This is a genomic window from Aquimarina sp. AU474 (assembly GCF_900312815.1).
Taxonomy (GTDB): domain Bacteria; phylum Bacteroidota; class Bacteroidia; order Flavobacteriales; family Flavobacteriaceae; genus Aquimarina.
Genome location: NZ_OMPE01000008.1, coordinates 417,009 through 436,392 on the forward strand (window position 1 = coordinate 417,009; position 19,384 = coordinate 436,392).

General features: G+C 32.2%; 18 protein-coding genes. 17 read left to right on the top strand and 1 reads right to left on the bottom strand.

Features of this window, described 5'->3' with window-relative positions; translation table 11 throughout:
* Nucleotides 1-268: 268 nt before the first annotated feature.
* Nucleotides 269-505 (top strand): hypothetical protein, encoded by a 237-nt coding sequence (locus tag DK508_RS11710; protein WP_109300946.1) that lies wholly within the window; start codon nucleotides 269-271, stop codon nucleotides 503-505.
* Between the two features lie 116 nt (nucleotides 506-621).
* Here the strand turns inward: DK508_RS11710 and DK508_RS11715 are convergent, their stop codons facing one another.
* Nucleotides 622-1,632 (bottom strand): S1C family serine protease, encoded by a 1,011-nt coding sequence (locus tag DK508_RS11715; protein WP_109300947.1) that lies wholly within the window; start codon nucleotides 1,630-1,632, stop codon nucleotides 622-624.
* Between the two features lie 222 nt (nucleotides 1,633-1,854).
* Between DK508_RS11715 and DK508_RS21125 the strand changes: the two genes are divergently transcribed.
* The 16 genes from DK508_RS21125 (at nucleotide 1,855) to DK508_RS11790 (ending at nucleotide 19,377) form a co-directional block, all read left to right on the top strand.
* A complete protein-coding gene (locus tag DK508_RS21125; protein ID WP_160114669.1) occupies nucleotides 1,855-2,031 on the top strand; it encodes a hypothetical protein in 177 nt (58 codons plus the stop codon).
* 189 nt (nucleotides 2,032-2,220) lie between these two features.
* The gene (locus DK508_RS11720) at nucleotides 2,221-2,874 is read left to right on the top strand and encodes a hypothetical protein (RefSeq protein WP_109300948.1); all 654 of its coding nucleotides are present in this window, start codon (nucleotides 2,221-2,223) and stop codon (nucleotides 2,872-2,874) included.
* 130 nt (nucleotides 2,875-3,004) lie between these two features.
* A complete protein-coding gene (locus tag DK508_RS11725) occupies nucleotides 3,005-3,325 on the top strand; it encodes a hypothetical protein (RefSeq protein WP_160114670.1) in 321 nt (106 codons plus the stop codon).
* An 85-nt stretch (nucleotides 3,326-3,410) separates the two neighbouring features.
* The gene (locus DK508_RS11730) at nucleotides 3,411-4,517 is read left to right on the top strand and encodes a sensor histidine kinase (RefSeq protein ID WP_109300950.1); all 1,107 of its coding nucleotides are present in this window, start codon (nucleotides 3,411-3,413) and stop codon (nucleotides 4,515-4,517) included.
* A gap of 6 nt (nucleotides 4,518-4,523) precedes the next feature.
* Nucleotides 4,524-5,285, top strand: coding sequence for a LytTR family DNA-binding domain-containing protein (locus DK508_RS11735; RefSeq protein WP_109300951.1), 762 nt, complete (start codon nucleotides 4,524-4,526; stop codon nucleotides 5,283-5,285).
* Between the two features lie 112 nt (nucleotides 5,286-5,397).
* On the top strand, nucleotides 5,398-5,814 hold the full coding sequence (locus DK508_RS11740; RefSeq protein WP_109300952.1) for a hypothetical protein: 417 nt from the start codon (nucleotides 5,398-5,400) through the stop codon (nucleotides 5,812-5,814).
* A 99-nt stretch (nucleotides 5,815-5,913) separates the two neighbouring features.
* The gene (locus DK508_RS11745; RefSeq protein ID WP_109300953.1) at nucleotides 5,914-8,253 is read left to right on the top strand and encodes a TolC family protein; all 2,340 of its coding nucleotides are present in this window, start codon (nucleotides 5,914-5,916) and stop codon (nucleotides 8,251-8,253) included.
* Nucleotides 8,254-8,271: 18 nt separating this feature from the next.
* Complete coding sequence (locus DK508_RS11750; protein ID WP_235016391.1) at nucleotides 8,272-9,357, top strand: efflux RND transporter periplasmic adaptor subunit; 1,086 nt, start codon at nucleotides 8,272-8,274, stop codon at nucleotides 9,355-9,357.
* 20 nt (nucleotides 9,358-9,377) lie between these two features.
* Nucleotides 9,378-12,488 (top strand): efflux RND transporter permease subunit, encoded by a 3,111-nt coding sequence (locus DK508_RS11755; RefSeq protein ID WP_109300954.1) that lies wholly within the window; start codon nucleotides 9,378-9,380, stop codon nucleotides 12,486-12,488.
* Nucleotides 12,489-12,505: 17 nt separating this feature from the next.
* Nucleotides 12,506-13,204, top strand: a complete 699-nt coding sequence (locus tag DK508_RS11760; protein ID WP_109300955.1) for a DUF3575 domain-containing protein — start codon at nucleotides 12,506-12,508, stop codon at nucleotides 13,202-13,204.
* Between the two features lie 48 nt (nucleotides 13,205-13,252).
* Complete coding sequence (locus DK508_RS11765) at nucleotides 13,253-13,915, top strand: ion channel (RefSeq protein WP_109300956.1); 663 nt, start codon at nucleotides 13,253-13,255, stop codon at nucleotides 13,913-13,915.
* A gap of 170 nt (nucleotides 13,916-14,085) precedes the next feature.
* A complete protein-coding gene (locus DK508_RS11770) occupies nucleotides 14,086-15,369 on the top strand; it encodes an alginate export family protein (RefSeq protein ID WP_109300957.1) in 1,284 nt (427 codons plus the stop codon).
* Nucleotides 15,370-15,486: 117 nt separating this feature from the next.
* Entirely contained in the window at nucleotides 15,487-15,726 is a 240-nt protein-coding gene (locus DK508_RS11775) for a hypothetical protein (protein ID WP_109300958.1), read from the top strand.
* A 4-nt stretch (nucleotides 15,727-15,730) separates the two neighbouring features.
* On the top strand, nucleotides 15,731-18,058 hold the full coding sequence (locus DK508_RS11780) for a molybdopterin-dependent oxidoreductase (protein ID WP_109300959.1): 2,328 nt from the start codon (nucleotides 15,731-15,733) through the stop codon (nucleotides 18,056-18,058).
* Nucleotides 18,059-18,061: 3 nt separating this feature from the next.
* Nucleotides 18,062-18,760 (top strand): multiheme c-type cytochrome, encoded by a 699-nt coding sequence (locus DK508_RS11785; protein WP_109300960.1) that lies wholly within the window; start codon nucleotides 18,062-18,064, stop codon nucleotides 18,758-18,760.
* Entirely contained in the window at nucleotides 18,757-19,377 is a 621-nt protein-coding gene (locus DK508_RS11790) for a cytochrome c3 family protein (RefSeq protein ID WP_109300961.1), read from the top strand. Before DK508_RS11785 ends, DK508_RS11790 begins: the two co-directional genes overlap by 4 nt.
* The last annotated feature ends 7 nt before the right edge of the window (nucleotides 19,378-19,384 follow it).

Here is a 19,384-nt window from a genome sequence, read left to right on the forward strand (position 1 = left end):
TTTACTAATTATAGTGAAGGGTTTTTTTATTGATTTTATTGAATATAAACATGTTAAAGCAGATAAGTTTTTTTGGTTCTATGATTTTGTGAATGAGGTAAATAGGTGTATGTACTGTAATGACGTAAGGTCTCCAAAATACTTCATATCCCCAAAAAGACATTTCATTGTTAATATTAGTTGTTTCGCATATAAATAACAAATACCTCTTCTCTAACTGTAGTAGTTTTGATCTAAATAAGTATTGAAAACATTAAAATTTTAAGATATGAAAACTATAGTAGTATACATCATAACAGGAATCGTAGTGAGTTTCTTTTTAAGAACAAGCATTAAGGATGATCTAGAAGTGTATGATCATTTTGAAATAGTAAGTGATATCCAAAATAATTTTTCTGATCCAACCTCAGAAGATACTAATGATATTTTCTTTAACGAATCAAACCTCGATCCGACTAATACACCTCAGTTATCATCAATAGAAATAAATGTCGAAGAAGAATAACACAATTAAAATAGATTTTTATTAAAACCTTTTACTATAGACAGTAAAAGGTTTTTTTAATAAACCAATCAGGTTTACTTCATTTTCGATTTAAAACAAAAATACAATTACCAAAACTATCTTTTTAAAGTAATGATTTTTCCATCTCGTAATACTTTTATTTCGAAAGGATCAGTTGGTTTTAGGTTTTTCCCAAATTCGCCAAGTTTTACCAAAGTGTCATCATCATAATTAAATTCAATATCATTAAAAGCTAGAATAATATCACCACCAATAATTAGTTTTTCCCTATCAATAATGACTTCAGTATCTCCTCCTTGTAATCCCATTTTAAATAAGATAGAACCATACACTACACGTTGAATCAAAAGACCACTATTTTGAGGAACATTTAGTATTCTTTTCATTTTTCCTGTTAAAGGAAGTCCTTCAAAGCCTAACCATGGCGTTCTATTGTTTAACATTAGGTTTTTGGTAATATTAGCAGTAGCAGCAAATCCAATCCCTTCAAAACCTCCAGACTTAGTTAATATCTGACTAACCACTCCAATAACCTCACCTTTCATATTAAACATAGGTCCACCAGAATTTCCAGTATTAATAGCAGCATCTGTTTGGATAAATTCTGTTTGAGTAAAAGGGTTTTTCCCTTTTCTATTCTTTATAACACCACTTACGTAACCTGATGACAACGAATGACTATAACCAAAGGGAGCACCAACAATGAAAATTTGTTCTCCAATTTTTACCTGATCAGAATTTCCAAAGGAGACTGTAACTACATTCTTTTTTGGGTAAGTAAGTTTTATCAAAGCCACATCTGCCGTTTTAAAGGTAGCAACGATATCTGCAGGAATAATTTCTCCGTCCAAAAAGCGAACTCTTAACTGTTCTGCAGCATCAACAACATGAGAAGCAGTGATAATTTCGGTATCAGAAATCATAAACCCCGAACCTAACCCTTCAGAAGTAACTGTTTTGCTAATAATTCCATCGGATTCTAGTTTCGCCTCCTGTGTAAAGATTACCACAACAGCAGGATTGACTTTTTTATAGAGTGCTGAAAGATCTTGCGATTGGCATATGCAAGATGCAAAAATGCAAATAAGAAGATTTAATTTTTTCATTATCAAATATAAAGATATGATGTTGAAGAAGAAACAAAATAGACATAATAATAAGTAACATAATATTATACAAGATACACTTCAGTTGATCTTTAGGAAACTTCACTATTGATTATGGTCGTTTCGCCAAAGAAGTCCTGATTTCACTTACTAATCAGAAGTACATTTGTATAAGAAAATAAAGAAAAACTCTTTGATAATTAATAAAATAAAAAGAACAATATGGAAACTACAAATTTAAGAATAGTATACAATCACAAAAGAAAATATGAAGTGATAGATACTTCTAAAAAGAATAGCTTTTTACAATCTATTACAAGTTTACAGCAATGGTACATTAAGTTTTACAACGAATTAAAAATTTGGGGTAGAGGAGCTGGAAGTGCAATTAGAAACTAATAAAATATTAAAAGATAGAAATTATGAAAAATGTAATATCGATAGTAAAAAACATATCAAATAAAATTTTGAATAGTATCGTACAAAAAGAGAGATATAATAATCCTAAAGAGTTTTTAACGAGATATAAAAACGATGATGATACATTTTTGTTCATCTAAATGAATAAAACTATTAAGAATAGAAATTATGAAAACGACAAGCAAATTGGTAAGCCTAATGTTATTAACCACAATACTATTTAGTTGTTCGGCGGTGAAAGTAACAGATTCCTGGAAGGATGTAAAAACCCTAGATATAAAGAATAAAAATATTATGGTGGTTAGTAGGAGTGATAACGAAACGCTAAGAACAAGATTTGAAAAAGATTTGGTCAATAATCTAAATGACCAAGGATATCAATCTGTAGAAAGTTTTGTTGTTTTTCCCGGATCCAATCCAACCGATGAAGTTAGTGAAGAGGAGATGCATATGATAAAAGAAAAAATCAAAAAAAGTGGAATTGAAGTAGCAATTGTAACAAGTTTAAAGAATTGTCAAGAGTATACCGAAACCACAACAACAGGAGTTTCATACCAGGTAAGTACTTTTCCATTTTATTACCGAGGGTATTATAGAGGCTTTTACAGATATTACGGCACCGTATATATGCAATCAGACCCTATAACGATAATTACATCTAAAGGAAAAGTATACATTTTAGAGACGGTTGTTTATGATCTTACACAACCCGAAGACCAACAATTACTATCGGTGATAACAACATCAATCGATAATCCAGAAACAATAGGAGTTACATCGAAGCATTTCTCCAAAAAAATAACAAAAGAGCTTACTAGGTAAGAGTTTTTTCATAATTGGTTAGTTGATTTGACCACCGAATGCAAGTAGAAATAATAGCTTCGGTGGTTTTTTTAATTATTGTGCCAATTACACTATTACAATCCATAATAAAATGATAAATAGAATAAATATGAAATTTTCAAATTTAATTGTAGGAACAGCACTTCTAGGATCAATAGTTTTATTTACCGCAGCTGGTAAAGAGCGAATTCTAAATAACCAAAAAAGAATGAACAAAATGCATGAAAAATATAATATACATAATGAGTTAGAAAAGCTAATAGCAAAAGAATTAGGACGTGAAATTGAGTATGAGGATGTTTTTGAGTTCACAATAGCTAAACCAATAGAACCTAAAGATATTTTTGATACCCAAGAAGAGGAAGAAATTGTAATTGATGTAGAAATAGATAGGTTTTTACCTCAAGATTTTAACCCGTATTGCGGTTAATTTCTAGAGATACCTACTTTGACTGAGGAGGCCTCCGAACCCCAATAAGGAGGTTTCTTTTTTCATTCTCACTAAATCAGAAAAAATGTACAGATCTAATACTTTTATTATCAATACAATTTTGCGTAAATTTAAAGATCACGAACTAATTAGAAGAACATTTACGTTGGGTTTATTAAAAGTAAAACATGCTCTAAATTTTAAAATAGCGCTGCTTATTGCCACACTTATCAGCCTACCTAGGGTACTATTGTTATTTAATATTACTGAAAAATTAGTGGCTTCATATACAGAGGTTTCTATACGAGATATTATCGTGCGTTTTTTACTTCTGTTTATGCTTTCATTACTGAGCCTAGAACTAAACTCGAATTTGAAAAATATATATTCGAAATACTCTATAATATTTAGGAGTAGCATAACGACTATTCTCAATGTAATGTTATTTTTTGGTATGGTACAATTATTTGTATTTACGTATCCAAAAATTGTTGGGGAAACATTATCCAAATCCGAAACGGGATTAATGTACTTTGTTTATTTTGTAATTTTGATTGTTACTTTATTTATTGCTCGTATTCTTAAGTTTCAAATCATACACCAAAGGGATCTTTTAGAGCAAGAAAAATTAAAACAACAAAACCTTCAAAAAGAACTAACTGCTCTCAAAAATCAAATCAACCCTCATTTTCTTTTCAATTCTTTGAACTCTTTAAATTCAATAGTAAGAGAAAACAAAGAAGCAACCACATTTGTGAATAAATTATCTTTTATGTATCGATATATTTTACAGAGTGGAGATAGAGATATGGTTACATTAAAAGAAGAACTTAAGTTTTTGAATAGTTATGTACATATGCAAAAAACGAGGTATCGAGATCGCTTTGTAATCAATATAGATATAGAGACAAAATATTTACAATATGAATTACCACCATTAGCCTTACAATTACTGGTTGAAAATGCAGTAAAACATAACGAAATCTCTGAAGATAACCCACTAGTTGTTAGTGTATATACTACATCTGAATTTTTAATTGTCGAAAATGAAATAAAACCTAGAACTTCTTTTGTTGATAGTACAGGCAACGGTTTAATAAATTTAGACAAACGCTATTTTTTGCTTAAAAAACAACATATTAACATTAGTAATACCGATAATATATTTAGAGTAAAATTACCTTTAAACTAATTGAAAATGAAAGTAGTAATAGTCGAAGATGAAATAGCAGCAAGTGATAATCTTACATTTTTACTAAACTCAATAGATGATACAATCGAGATTTTACAAGTTGTGGATTCTGTAAAATCTGCGATAGAATATTTTTCTAAACCTAGTGAGGTGGTACTTATTTTTATGGATATTCATTTGGCAGATGGTATCTCATTTGAAATTTTTGAAAAGGTTACCATAAATACACCAATTATTTTTACCACAGCGTTTGATCAATATGCTATCAAAGCATTTAAAGTAAATAGTATAGATTATTTACTAAAACCAATCGATGAAGATGAATTATCTGAGGCAGTTCAAAAATTTAAAAACTCCTCAGGTCGAGAAGGTTCTTTAAATACTCAAATCTCAGGAATGTTGCAATTACTCGAAGCTAATAAAAAAGAATATAAAGCCACATACTTGGTTCATCATAGAGATGAGTTATTACCTATTAAAACTGAAAACATAATGTATTTTTATATAGATATAGGAACGGTAAAGGCAATAACCATAGAGAATAAGACCTATACTATAGACAAAAAGTTGGAGGATATAGAAGCCGAATTGGATCCTGAAGTGTTTTATAGAGTCAATAGACAATTCATAATTCAAAAAAATGCTATTTCGAATATTAAACAATATTTTAATGGGAAATTGATAGTGAATATAACCCCAGTTGCTAAGGAACGAATAGTTGTGAGTAAGGCAAAATCTACGACTTTTAAAAACTGGGTAAATACTTAAGGAGCATTATTTTTTTAGATTGAACAATTCATAAATAATTTTGAGTTCAATATATATTTATTAAAAAGCCTTACATTTAAAATGGCTTATATCTTAAAATAACACACAAATTATGAAAACCACCATCACAGGGCTATTATTCATGGCCGTTCTATTCACATTTGGACAAACCAAAAATCAAAAACAACTCGAGCGAGAAACAAATAAAGTAGAAATATTTACTGCTACCGAAAAAGATAATTTACAAGTTTTTGTAGCAGAACAAGTAGATAAAATGAAACTTTCAGAGAATCTTCGAGATGATTATTACATGATTGTTGGGTATCATACCAATAAAATTGGCCGCCTGGATGATAAAGACTCACCTCTTTCTGAAAAAGAAATTCAAACAAAATTTAAAAAAATGATTACCAGTCTTGATGCAGATGTAAAGGAAATCCTTACCGAAGATCAACTCAAAATACACAAAGAAAGTTTTGAGAAAATTATAGTTAGCGTTTATAATAGGAGAGGCTGGATTAAAGAGTAAAATAACTTTTTTAAGAACCTGAATGAAACAGCATTGTGTGTTTAAGTATCTATATATCAAGAAAATTATCTGTAGGCTCAATTAAATAATTATTGACGAATGAAAAAAGAAATATTCATATTCTGTTTTTGTATAACTATGGGATTATTTGCACAAAAACCAATTTATAATATAGGTGTTTTGTTGGATAATAGAACCGAACAATTAGATCCTTTACTTCTACAACTTAAAAATCAAATAAAAGCAGTTGTAGGCGAAGATGCTACCATAGTGTTTTCGGATAATAGTATCCTTATTAACAATTTCGATTTACAAAAAGCCAAGCAAAATTATACCGAATTGCTAGCCAACGAAACTGACATAATTCTAGCCTTTGGCGTAGTAAATAATAAAATAATCAATAGTCAATCAATACATAAAAAACCTACCATTCTTTTTGGAGCGGTTAACCAAGATTTTAATAATATAGATCTGACGAAGAAAAAGTCTGGGATTGAGAATTTTACCTACTTGATAGAATCAGAATCTTTCAAAGAAGATTTTAAAGCTTTTAAAGAATTAACAAATTTTAAAAATATAGGAATTGTAATAGAAAAACCCTTTGTAGATATTTTAGAACTTAAAGAGGTTTTTGATGAACAATTTAGCACATCTTTAGCTACATATAAATTAATTCCTTTTGAAAATATTGAAGATATTACCAGTGACCTGGATGATATTGATGCAGTATATATGGCAGGAGGATTCTTTTTGAAAGACAAAGAGATTGAGCAACTAGCACAAACTTTTATTAAGAAAAAATTACCCTCTTTTACTACTAATGGAGCAAGTGATGTTCAAAAAGGATTTATGGCTACTACTCAATCCGAAGAGAATTTGGGTCAGTTTATGCGGCGTATAGCATTATCAGTTGAAGGATATATTAACGGCACACCTCTTGCTGAAATGCCAGTTTTTATAGAGTATAATCCGAGATTAACAATTAATTACAATACTGCCGAAGCAGTTGGGGTTCCGATAAAATATAGCATGATAGCACAAACAGATTTTGTTGGTGAATTTAAAAATGTGATTTCAGAGAAACAATATAACTTACTTACCGTAATCAATGATGCCTTAAAAAATAACTTATCCCTACAATCGGGCCAGAAAGATATTGAACTAACTGCTCAAGATGTGAAAACGGCAAAAAGTAATTATTTACCTTCGCTTACCGCATCAGGTGCTGGAACATATGTTGACCCAGATGCTGCTGAAAATAGTAATGGACAGAATCCTGAATTTTCTACCACAGGAAACATAACATTACAGCAAACTCTTTTTTCTGAAGCAGCTAACGCGAATATTTCAATTCAAAAAAAGCTTCAGAAAGCACAAGAAGAAACTTTTAATTCAACAGAGTTAGATCTTATTTTCAATGCTTCTAACGCTTATTTTAATACGTTAATTCTAAAAACAAATACACAAGTACAGATTCAAAATCTACAATTAACAAAAAAGAACCTTCAAATCGCGGAACAAAATTTTGAAGCAGGACAATCGGGTAAATCTGATCTTTTACGTTTTCGAAGTCAAATGGCACAGAACACTCAAGTAACTGTTGAGGCGATTAATCAATTAGAACAGGGGTTCTTATTATTAAATCAAGTTCTTAATAATCCAATTGGATTAGAGATTGATGTAGAAGATGTAATGTTGAATGAAGGGGTTTTTAAAGAATATAATTACAATGAGATTACAGAATTGTTAGATGACCCGACACTTAGAGAACCTTTTATAGAATTTCTTATTGAAGAGGCTGAAAAAAACGCCCCTGAGTTAAGATCTTTAGGGTACAATATTGAGGCTACCGAGCGTAACATAAAATTAAATGGACCTGGTAGATTTATACCAACAGTTGCTTTACAGGGGCAATATAACCAAACATTTAATAGATCAGGGAAAGGAAGTACTGCTCCTGCAGGTTTTACATTGTTGGATAATAACTATAACATAGGTGTAAATGTTTCTATTCCAATACTCAATCAAAATCGTACAAATATCAACCGTCAAACAGCGCTAATTCAAAAAGAACAATTAGAAATTAATAAGGAAAATACCGAATTATCTATAGCTGTCAATATTCGTTCGGGAGTACTTGATATTGTAAATCAAATATCAAATATCGAACTTTCCAAAATTTCTGAAGAAACAGCCGAAGAATCTTTAGAACTTACCCAAGCATTATACTCTAATGGATCTGTAAACATCGTGCAGTTACTTGACGCACAAAATAACCTATTAAGTGCACAACTGGCTCGAGCCAATGCTACTTATAATTATTTGATTACTTCGTTACAATTAGAGAGATCCTTAGGATATTACTTTTTACTCAATTCGGATGAAGATAATGTTAAGTTTAAACAACGTTTTTTAGAATTTTTAAATAGACAAAACTAATCGAAAAATACGACTAAGATGAAATATATTAATAAATCATGTCTCATTCTAATATCTGTGGTACTACTATGTTCATGTGGAGAAAAAGAAAAACAGGAAGAAAAATTTATTCGCCCTGTAAAGTATGAACAAGTTGGTTTTTTGGGTGGTGAAAAAGTACGTAGTTTTAGTGGGACTGCAAGAACAGATAAAATTATTACCCTAAGTTTTAGAAACACAGGTATTATTACAGAGTTTAATATAAAATTAGGGCAAAAAGTTAAAAAAGGAGAACTATTAGCGAAGTTGGATAATGTTCAATCACGTTTGGCATATGAGCAAGCAGTTACACAATTAAATAGTGCTGCATCCCAAATGAATACGTCTAAATTGAATTTAAATAGGATAAGATCTTTGTATGAAAAAGGAAGTTCACCGTTAAGTGATTTTGAGGCTGCAAAAAATTCATTTAGAACCGCTCAAGAAAGCTATGAATCGACTAAACGCGGTGTTGACATTCAGCAGGAACAAATTCGATATGGGTTTTTATACGCTCCAGAAGATGGAACGATTGCCTCGGTGACGGCAGAAATTGACGAAAACATAAGTATTGGTCAATCTGTGGCGGTTTTAAATGCGGGAGCAGATATGGAGATTTCTTTAGGTATTCCAGAGAGTGTAATTAATGGTATAAGTCCTAATATGAAGGTAAACATTGATTTTGCATCTCTTGCAGAGAAAAGTTTTTTAGGAGAAGTTACAGAGGTTTCGCCAGCAGCAGATGTTAATACGGCTACGTATCCAATTACGGTTAAAATTAGTAACCCTAGTAATGAGATAAAAAGTGGTATGGCGGCAAATGTTACTTTCGATTTTGGAGAAAGAAATTTAAAAAATAAACAGCTAATAGTTCCTACAAATGCTGTAGGCGAAGACAGCAATGGACGTTTTGTTTTTGTAATTGAAGAAAATGGTGAACTTAAAAAAGTAAAGAAACAACAAGTAACAATAGGTAATTTAACAACAGATGGGTTTGAAATAAAATCTGGATTATCTGCTGGGCAAAAAATAGCGACCGCTGGTTTACAAACATTGTTAGATGGTCAAGAAGTAAAATTACAGTAACTCTTTAACAAGCTAACCAAATGAATCTAGCAAAGTTTTCTATAGAAAAAAACAGAATCACTTTTACAGTATTGATTTCAATATTGTTATTAGGTATTTCTACATATTTTAGTCTATCAAGAGATAGTATGCCTCCGTTTACCATTAGAGTTGCTTCTGTAGTATCTTCATTTCCTGGAGCAAGTCCAGAACGAGTAGAGCAGTTAGTTACTGATAAAATTGAAAAAATAGCTCAAGAATTACCCGAACTAAAAGAAGTAAATAGTACATCTAGAACAGGTTTATCTGTAGTTAATGTTACCTTAAAAGATGAAGTTAGTGAAGAGAAAATGCAGGCAGTATGGGATCGATTAAGAAGAAAACTTAATACAATACAAGGATTACCTCAAGGAGTTAATCCTAGTTTGCAAGATGACGGAATCGGTGATGTTTATGGTATTGTTGTTGGGCTTACATCAGATGGTTTTTCTTATGCTGAAATGAAGGAATATGTAGATGACATTAAAGATGATTTAATACAGCTACCTGATGCCGCTAAAGTAGAAATAGGAGGAGCTCAGGAAGAACGTATCTTTGTTGAGTTTGATAACACGAGATTAAAAGAATATGGTTTATCTGCTTCAAAATTGCAACAAAATATATCTGTAACAAATATTTTAAACTCTGGAGGCCAGATAAACGTTGGAGATGAACGTATTATTCTTGAACCTACGGGGAATTTTAATTCTATAGCAGATATACGAAATATGTTAATTGCAGTAGGTGATGGTTCTCAATTGGTTAAGTTAGGAGATATTACAAAAATTGCAAAAGGATATATTGATCCACCTACTCAAAAAGTAAGGCTTAATGGAAAAGATGCGATCTCACTGCATGTAAACTTAAAAGAAAACGCTAACGTAATTGCTTTGGGTGAAGAAGTAAATAAAGTTATTAGTAAATGGGAAAAGCGATTACCGGTTGGTTTAGAGTTGATTCGAGTATCCTCTCTAGATTCTTATATTGACTTTAAGGTGAATGATTTTATAGTCAATTTAATGCAATCCATTGGTATTGTATTAATAGTAATGCTCATATTTTTAGGAATTAGAACGGGATTTGTGATTGCAAGTCTAATCCCTATTGTTACTATCATGACTCTCATGATTATGGGACTTATGAACATAGGGCTTAATCAAGTGACATTGGCGGCTTTAATTATGGCATTGGGGATGTTGGTCGATAACGCCATCGTAGTGGCCGAAACGATAATGGTCAAAATAGAACAAGGTGTAGATAAGAAACAAGCATCTGTCGAAGCTTTTTCAGAATTATGGATGCCACTATTAATTTCTACATTAACAACTTCTGCTGCATTTTTGGCTTTTTATCTCTCACCAACATCTATGGGTGATATTGTAGGTCCTATTTTTGTAGTGATATCAATCGCATTATTATCCTCATGGATTATAGCTCTAACAGTGATAACCATGTTTTGCTATCTATTTCTTAAAGTAAAACCACAAGGAGAGTCAAAACCTAGTGTTATTGATAGGGTTATTAATACACTCAAAAAATATTATAAAGATTTAATACTTATTGCGTTAACGAATAAGTATAAAGTGATTATTGGAATATTTATCGCGTTTTTCATTTCCATTTATGGTTTCACCAAAGTTGACTTCGTTTTTTTTCCGGATAGTGATCGTAATATGATAACTATCGATATCAACCTTCCAGAAGGTAATAAAATAGAGAGAACCACGCAGATAGTAAAACAAATAGAAAAGTATATGACGGATTCGTTACAAACTAATGATTCTCGAGTGTTAGGCATAGTAGATTGGTCTTCTTATATAGGAGAGGGTCCAGAATCATACGACTTAGGGTACTCACCCGATGAGGCCAACTCTAATTATGCTCATATTTTGGTAAATACGTCTTCGTTTAATGAAAATAACGCTATGATTGCAAAGTTGGATAAATTTACTTTTAATAATTTTCCAAATGCAGATATCAAAGTAGGGCCTTTAGGAGCAGGAGGTGGAGGAGTTCCTATAGAAATAAAAGTATCTGGTAATAATCCAGATGAACTTTCTAGGATTGCGGAGAAGGTTAAGCTTCGACTCTCAAAAATTAATGGTACTAAAAATGTAAAAGATGATTGGGGGCCTAAGAGTAAAAAATTCTTAATTCAAATTGATCAAAATCGTGCACAAACCGCAGGAATTACAAGTGAAGATATTGCTACTTCTCTTCAAACCGTATTAGATGGTTTTCAAACTGGAGAATATCGTGAAGATGATAAATCCATACCAATTTTAATGAGAAGTGATAATAATCAACAGCAATCACTGGCTTCACTAGAAACATTAAATATTTATGCGCAAGGATCAGGAAAAAGTATTCCTTTATTGCAAGTAGCTTCAATAGTCCCTGCATGGCAATATTCAAAAATTAAGCGATTTGACTTATTAAGAACAGTTAATGTTACGAGTGAACTTAGAGAAAGTGGAAATGCATCAGCAATTACTGCAGAAATTACACCCTGGTTGGATGAGCAATTAAAAACATGGCCACAGGGTTATGTTTACGAATTTGGAGGTGATGCAAAAAGCTCGGCAGAAAGTATGGGATCAGTAGTTGGGTATTTACCTATTTCTGGATTTATTATTATTTTGTTACTCATCATTCAATTTAATTCTTTTAGAAAAATGGGAATGGTATTACTTACTATCCCGTTGGGGGTTATAGGTGTGGTAATAGGATTACTCACTTTTGGAGAAGCCTTTGGGTTTATGCCGTTTTTGGGAGTTATTTCTCTTGCAGGAATAGTGATCAATAATGCTATTGTATTAATTGACAGGATGGAAATAGAACAAAATGATCTTGGTCGAGCCGAGCATGATGCCGTTATAGCAGCTTGTCTACAGCGTTTTAGACCTATTTTATTAGCTACCTTTACAACTGTATTAGGACTTATACCATTGTATTTGAGTGGAGGTGAAATGTGGGAAGGAATGGCTGTAAGTATTATGATAGGGTTATTATTTGGTACAGTGATAACATTACTTTTTATCCCTGCACTGTATAGTGTATTGTACAAAGTAGATTATAAAGAATACATATTTAATGAAAAATTGATGGAGTAATAAAGAGTAAAAACAATATGAAAAAGGTATTAATTATATACGTTCTATTATGCACAATAATTAATGCTCAAGCACAGAAAAAAAATCATATTGGAATAGATCCTTTTTCTCCAATCTTTGGAACATTTCAGATACAATATGAGCGTAGTATTGTGGATAAACTTTCGGTAAGTCTTACGACCAGCTATAAATGGTCTTCGGGTTTATTTGAAATTCCCGGAATTAGATTTGGAAGTTTCTCTACGCGTGACTTTAGCTTTGAAGGATTTAAAGTTGTTCCCGAATTTAGATATTATGTTCAAAATACGGAGTCTGGATTATTTGGGTTCTATATTGGTATATATGCAAAATATCAGGATTCTACAGGTGATATTGATGGGGAGTATACCGATTCTGATGATATTGAATTTCCGATCCGTATGGATGCAAAAATTCAGACTATTGCTACGGGATTTCAAGCAGGGTATAAATTAAGAGTTAAGAGAAGGTTTTTTATTGATTTTTTGATTTTTGGACCCGGAATTAGTTATAGCGAATTTGAGTTAGTTGAAAAAGAACCAGTGCCACAAGCTTTTTATGATGATTTATCTGAGGCATTAGAAGAATATGGTTTTTTTGATGTTATAAATGCTAATTTTAATATTAATGCTAATCAAAAAACAAATATTACACTTCCAGCATTTCGTTACGGATTTAAATTAGGATATGCATTTTGATAAGATTATGAATATGATAAAAACAAATTGTTATAAAGGGTAAGAATTATGTTGGATAAACTATATCTATATCGTTTTGAGCTTTTTTTAAGTAGTCAAATTGCTATTCTTTTTGGATCTCTTTTTGTGCCAGGAAACTTTTTTGAAATCGTTATCTCACCATTATTGTTTATTGCCAATTTAGGAGCAGGAATATTATTGATTTCTAAGAAGAGAAAATTAATGTGGCTGTTTATAGCATTACTAATGGTTTTAGGAATAATATTTGGAATAGGATTAGGAGATAATGAAAGTAATAGATCTTTATCCTTTCTTAATATGACAACTTATTTTTTGTTTTACGGTATTGTTACTTTAGAAATTATAAAACAAATTTTAAAAGCCAAAGTTGTTAATAAGAATGTAATTTTTGGATTAATTAGTGGATATATATCATTAGGGTTCATTAGTTTTTTTATTTGCCTTAGTATCGAAATGACTTATCCAGGATCTTTTAAAGGACTTGCCGCAACATTTGATCAACCACAATTGTTTACCGAGCGGTTAATGTATTATAGTTATATAACTTTAATGACTATTGGTTATGGTGAGATCGTGCCTATAACTTCATTAGCACAAAAAGCAGCTATTTTGATTGGTATGATGGGGCAATTCTATTTAGTAATCCTTACCGCAATTATAGTAGGTAAATATATTAATCAAGACAAATGATTTACCATATATCTAGATTGACGTATTATCCTTTTTCTAAATGAATTGCAGATTCAAATGTGGTTCTATGTCCATTTGATATTAAGAAATATGAATGATTTAAAAGCTGATAAATATCATATTATAAAAGGTATTATTAAGTAACATTTGTAGTCATAAATTCATCTTACATGAAACTTATTAGGCTAAGTGTTAAAGCATTCTTCGTATTATTTTTTGCGACCGTCCACGCTCAATTAGATATTGATGCAGATTTAAGATCACGGTTTGAATATCTACATGGTTTTAATAATCTATTTCCTAATGATGCCGATCCTGCAGCTTTTGTTACACAACGTTCTCGACTCAATATTGGTTTTAAGCAAGAAAAGCTTAAAATATTTATTAGTGTACAAGATGTAAGTACATGGGGAGATACGCGCCAAATATTAATTAATGATGGTAATGATTCCTTTTCACTATTTCAGGCTTGGGGACAAATATTCCTTAACTCAAATTGGTCTCTAAAAGCAGGACGTCAAGTAATTTCATATGATGATCAACGTATTTTCGGCGGATTAGACTGGGCTATGCAAGGTCGCTTTCATGACGCGGCACTGATTAAATATGAAAATGAAACGTTTAAAACAGATATCGGAGCTGCTTTTAATCAAGAAGGGCAATCCAATGAAGGTACCCTATTTAATATCCAAGGTTTCTTTACTTACAAAACTATGCAGTATGGCTACCTCAAAAAACAATGGGGAAAAAGATCCGCAAGTTTTTTATTTCTAAATACAGGTTTTCAAAAATTCAAAGGTATTAATAATGACGAACCTGATGGAGTTTTTTATAGGCAAACTACCGGTTCCTATTTTACATTTCCTGTAAGAGATATTAATGTTACCGGAAGCGCTTATTATCAATTCGGAAAATCAGATGCTAATACAGATCTAAGTGCATATCAAATCTCTTTAGAAGCTATTTATAAACCAGGGAAAATCTTATATGGTTTAGGAGTAGAGTTTTTAAGTGGTACAGATCAAGATGGTGATGATAAGAACAAATCCTTTTTCCCTCTATATGGTACTAACCATAAATTTAATGGATATATGGATTACTTCTATGTAGGTAATCATGCAAATAATGTAGGTTTAAATGATCTATATGCTAAAGTAGTTTTTACCACAGGAAAGAAATCTAGTTTACTTTTTAAGGTACATTATTTTATGGCTAATGCAGATTTAATAGGAAATGCAGATAAATACTTAGGAACCGAAGTGGATTTGGTGTTTAAACAACAACTCATAAAAAATGTGAAATTAAATATAGGGTATTCTCACATGTTTGCCTCAGAAAATATGAGTCTTATTAAAGGAGGAAGACCTCATGATAATATCAATAACTGGGGTTGGGCACAGTTGATCATAAACCCTAAGCTATTTAGGGCAGATTTTAAAAAGGAAAATGAATAAAAATTAGTACCTTAATAGTCCTATAATAAGGATGTTATATTAAAAGTTAGATTTTTTAAGAAAGAAATATAAGTTATCAGTTCTAGATACTATTTAATCGAACCTTAAACCAGAAACATGCCTATCAAAAGTTATTTAGCCCACCCGCATGAGGATAAAAAAGAAGATCTTATCGAAGCCTTATCTACTATAGAACAATGTGAAATCATGGCTGCCCAAAATAAAGATGTTCTCATTTTGATAACCGAAACAGAGAATAAAGCAGAAGAGGCTATTTTAAAAGAAAAGTTAGATGCCATTAAGAGTTTAAAATTACTTGCTATGGTTTCTGGTTTTAATACTCCACAAAACAACTAATTCTATGTATACTTCCATGACCAATAGAAGGAAATTTATAAAGAAAATGGCAATGTTGTCTGCTATGACAGCAGCAGCAGCAATGTTTCCTGGGATTTTATTTGCCGACGAACAAGAAAGAGGTATTCCTGATGGAAGTAATCTTGATTGGAAAAAAGCTCCTTGTAGATTTTGTGGTGTAGGATGTGGAGTTTTAATTGGTACAGAAAATGGAAAAGCCGTTGCTGTAAAAGGAGATCCAAAATCCCCAGTAAACAAAGGATTATGTTGTGTAAAAGGATACCATTCTATTATTGCACTATACGGTAAAGATCGATTAACCAAGCCTTTAATTAAAAAAAACGGTCAATATGTAGAGACATCTATGAAGGAGGCTTTGGATTTGATAGCGTCCAAAATGAAAGAAACCATAAAAGAGTACGGTAAAGACGCGGTATCTATCTATGGTTCGGGACAATGGACTATCCCTGATGGATATGTAGCTTCAAAATTGTTTAAAGGATGTATAGGAACCAACAATGTCGAAGCTAATGCCAGGTTATGCATGGCAACGGCAGTTACAGGGTTTTTAACATCCTTTGGTCTAGATGAACCAATGGGATGCTATGAGGATATTGACTATGCCGATACTTTTGTACTATGGGGTAATAATATGGCAGAAATGCATCCGGTACTGTTTTCTAGATTATTAGATCAACGCCTTAAAAAAGGAGTGAAGATTATTGATTTTGCTACGAGAACTACTAGAACCAGTATGGCTGCCGATAGATCCATTTTATTCAAACCTCAAACGGATTTGGCAGTAGCTAATGCAATTTGCTATGAAATAGTACACAATGGTTGGATGAATAGATCTTTTGTCGAAGAGCATTGTAATTTTAGTAAGGGACTTACTGATATGGGGTATGGGTTGGAAGATGGTTATAAATTTACTGATAAACCCGAAAAAATAAACTTCGAAGATTATAAAACTTTTCTAGAAGATTATACTCCAGAGAAGGCTTCCAAAATATCAGGTGTAACTGTAAAAGATATTAAATATTTAGCAGCTCAATTTGGAGATCCAAATAAAAAGGTAATGTCATTGTGGTGCATGGGGATGAATCAACATTCTCGAGGAACCTGGATGAATAATTTGGTTTATAATATTCATTTATTAACTGGCAAGATTTCTGAACCTGGTAATAGTCCTTTTTCATTAACAGGTCAGCCTAGTGCATGTGGTACTGTTAGAGAGGTGGGAACCTTAACTCATAAACTTCCTCATGGAGTAGTAACCAATAAAGAACATCGAGAATTTGCTGCCAAAATATGGGATGTTCCTGTAGAAAATATTCCTTCTAAGCCTACCTATCATACTGTAGAAATGTTTAGAGCTTTGGATAGAGGAGATATACGTTTTATGTGGATACAAGTGACCAATCCAATGGTCTCAATGCCAAAACTAAAGCGATATCGAGATGGTGCAAAAAAAGAAGGGCGCTTTATTGTTGTTTCTGATATTTATCCTACCCCCACAACAGATATTGCAGATGTTATTTTACCCTCGGCAATGTGGATTGAACGAGAAGGAATGTATGGCAATTCTGAAAGACGTACTCAGTATTTTGAACAAATGTTAGAACCGCCAGGTGAAGCAATGAGTGATACCATGCAATTAATTGAAGTGGCAAAACGCATGGGGTATGAGAAACAATTCTATTATAAAGAAGAGACTCATATTGAAGAAGTTTATAACGAATATAGAAAACACCATGTTGGTAAAAAACACAATATGGCTCCATTAGAGGTTTTAAAATCTCAACCTGGCGCACTGTGGCCTTACGTAGATGGTAAATCTACCAAATGGCGATTTAACTCCAAATATGATCCTGCGTGCTCTAACGGTAAAGATTTCCACTTTTACGGAAAACCTGATGGTAAAGCAATTATTTGGCAAAGGCCATATGAGCCTGCAGCCGAAGAACCGGATGCAGAATATCCTTTTTGGCTGGGCACTGGCCGTGTTGTAGAGCACTGGCACACAGGATCTATGACTCGTAGGATTCCTGTTTTGCATAAAGCAATGCCACATGGTTATGTTGAGCTACATCCTGAAGATGCAAAACGCATGCAGATTAGAAATGGTGATAGTGTAAAGCTGACTACACGTCGTGGAGAAATTATATTGCCTGCATCTGTAGATCAACGAGGTATTCCAGCTCCAATGCAAGTATTTGTTCCATTTTTTGATGAAAATATGCTAATTAATGATATTACATTAGATTCTTTTTGTCCAATTTCTAAAGAACCTGATTACAAGAAATGTGCTGTAAAAGTTGAAAAAGTATAACTCATGAAGAAACGTTTGGGGATCATATTATTATTCACACTTTTATTCATTGGTTTTATTGTGAACTGGGGGTATAGCTATAAGAAAGGTTTAGAAGAGGCTTACATTCCGATTAAAAAAGAGTCTTCAGGCCCTGTCATATATTCAGAAAAGAAAGTATTCGAAAGGTCCCAGTTTGCTTTAGAGTATCTTAATATGCCTGTTGATGAAGCACATCAACGATCATTAAACTCTTATTACGACAATAGAGCTTATCCGGGAGCACCACCTAGTATACCTCATTTTTTATTAGAAGGAGAAAGAGGAATGGGAGGAAAGGCTTGTTTACAATGCCATCAAAATGGTGGCTTTGTTGAAAAATTTAATGCCTACGCTCCAGTAACACCACATCCCGAAATGATTAATTGTAAACAATGCCATGTTGCTCAAAATTCGTCATCTAATTTTAGAGAAACTACATTTTATAAAAGTATAACAGCATCGGTTGGTAGTAATAGTGCTCTGCCGGGTAGTCCACCGATGATACCACATCAAATTCAGATGAGAGAAAATTGCTTGTCTTGTCATGCTGGCCCAGCCGCGCCAAAAGAAATAAGAGTTACACATCCCGAAAGAGTAAACTGTCTTCAATGTCATGTAGCAGATACGCGTGATTTTGTAGAAATACAAACTTTTGTAAGAACTAAAAGTCTGAAAAAATGAACACAATAAACTATACATATTTCTTGGGTTGTATTTTTTTAATAATATTTTCTTCTTGTAAGCATAACGAAAATGAATATCACCATCTGACTGATAAAATCGAAGCGAAAAGCAAGAAATATAATGGTGTGTCCATTTCTTCAGAAGCGTATATAGGGGATATTAAAACTGTAGAAATAACTGAAGGTCATCATACGTTTTTGATTCCTGATCGTAAAAGTCAAATTACATCCTATACGTGCACTGATTGTCATTCTAAACCATTAACAGAGTTAAAAGAAGTATCCTTAAAAAAAGCACATTGGGATATTATGTTGGAGCATGCCAATCAAGAAGTAATGAATTGCGCTACTTGTCATAACGGAAATAATATGGATCATCTGTTAACTTTGACAGGTAAGACTATTGATTTTAATAAAAGTTATCGACTATGCGCTCAATGCCATAGTAATCAATTTGAAGATTGGAAGGGTGGAGCTCACGGAAAAAATATAGGAGGATGGGCAAATCCTAGAGCAGTAATGACCTGTGTGAATTGTCATAACCCACACAAGCCTAAGATTGAGTCCAGATGGCCTTCAAGATTTAACACCCAGAAAGTAAAAGAACGAGAATAATCTAATA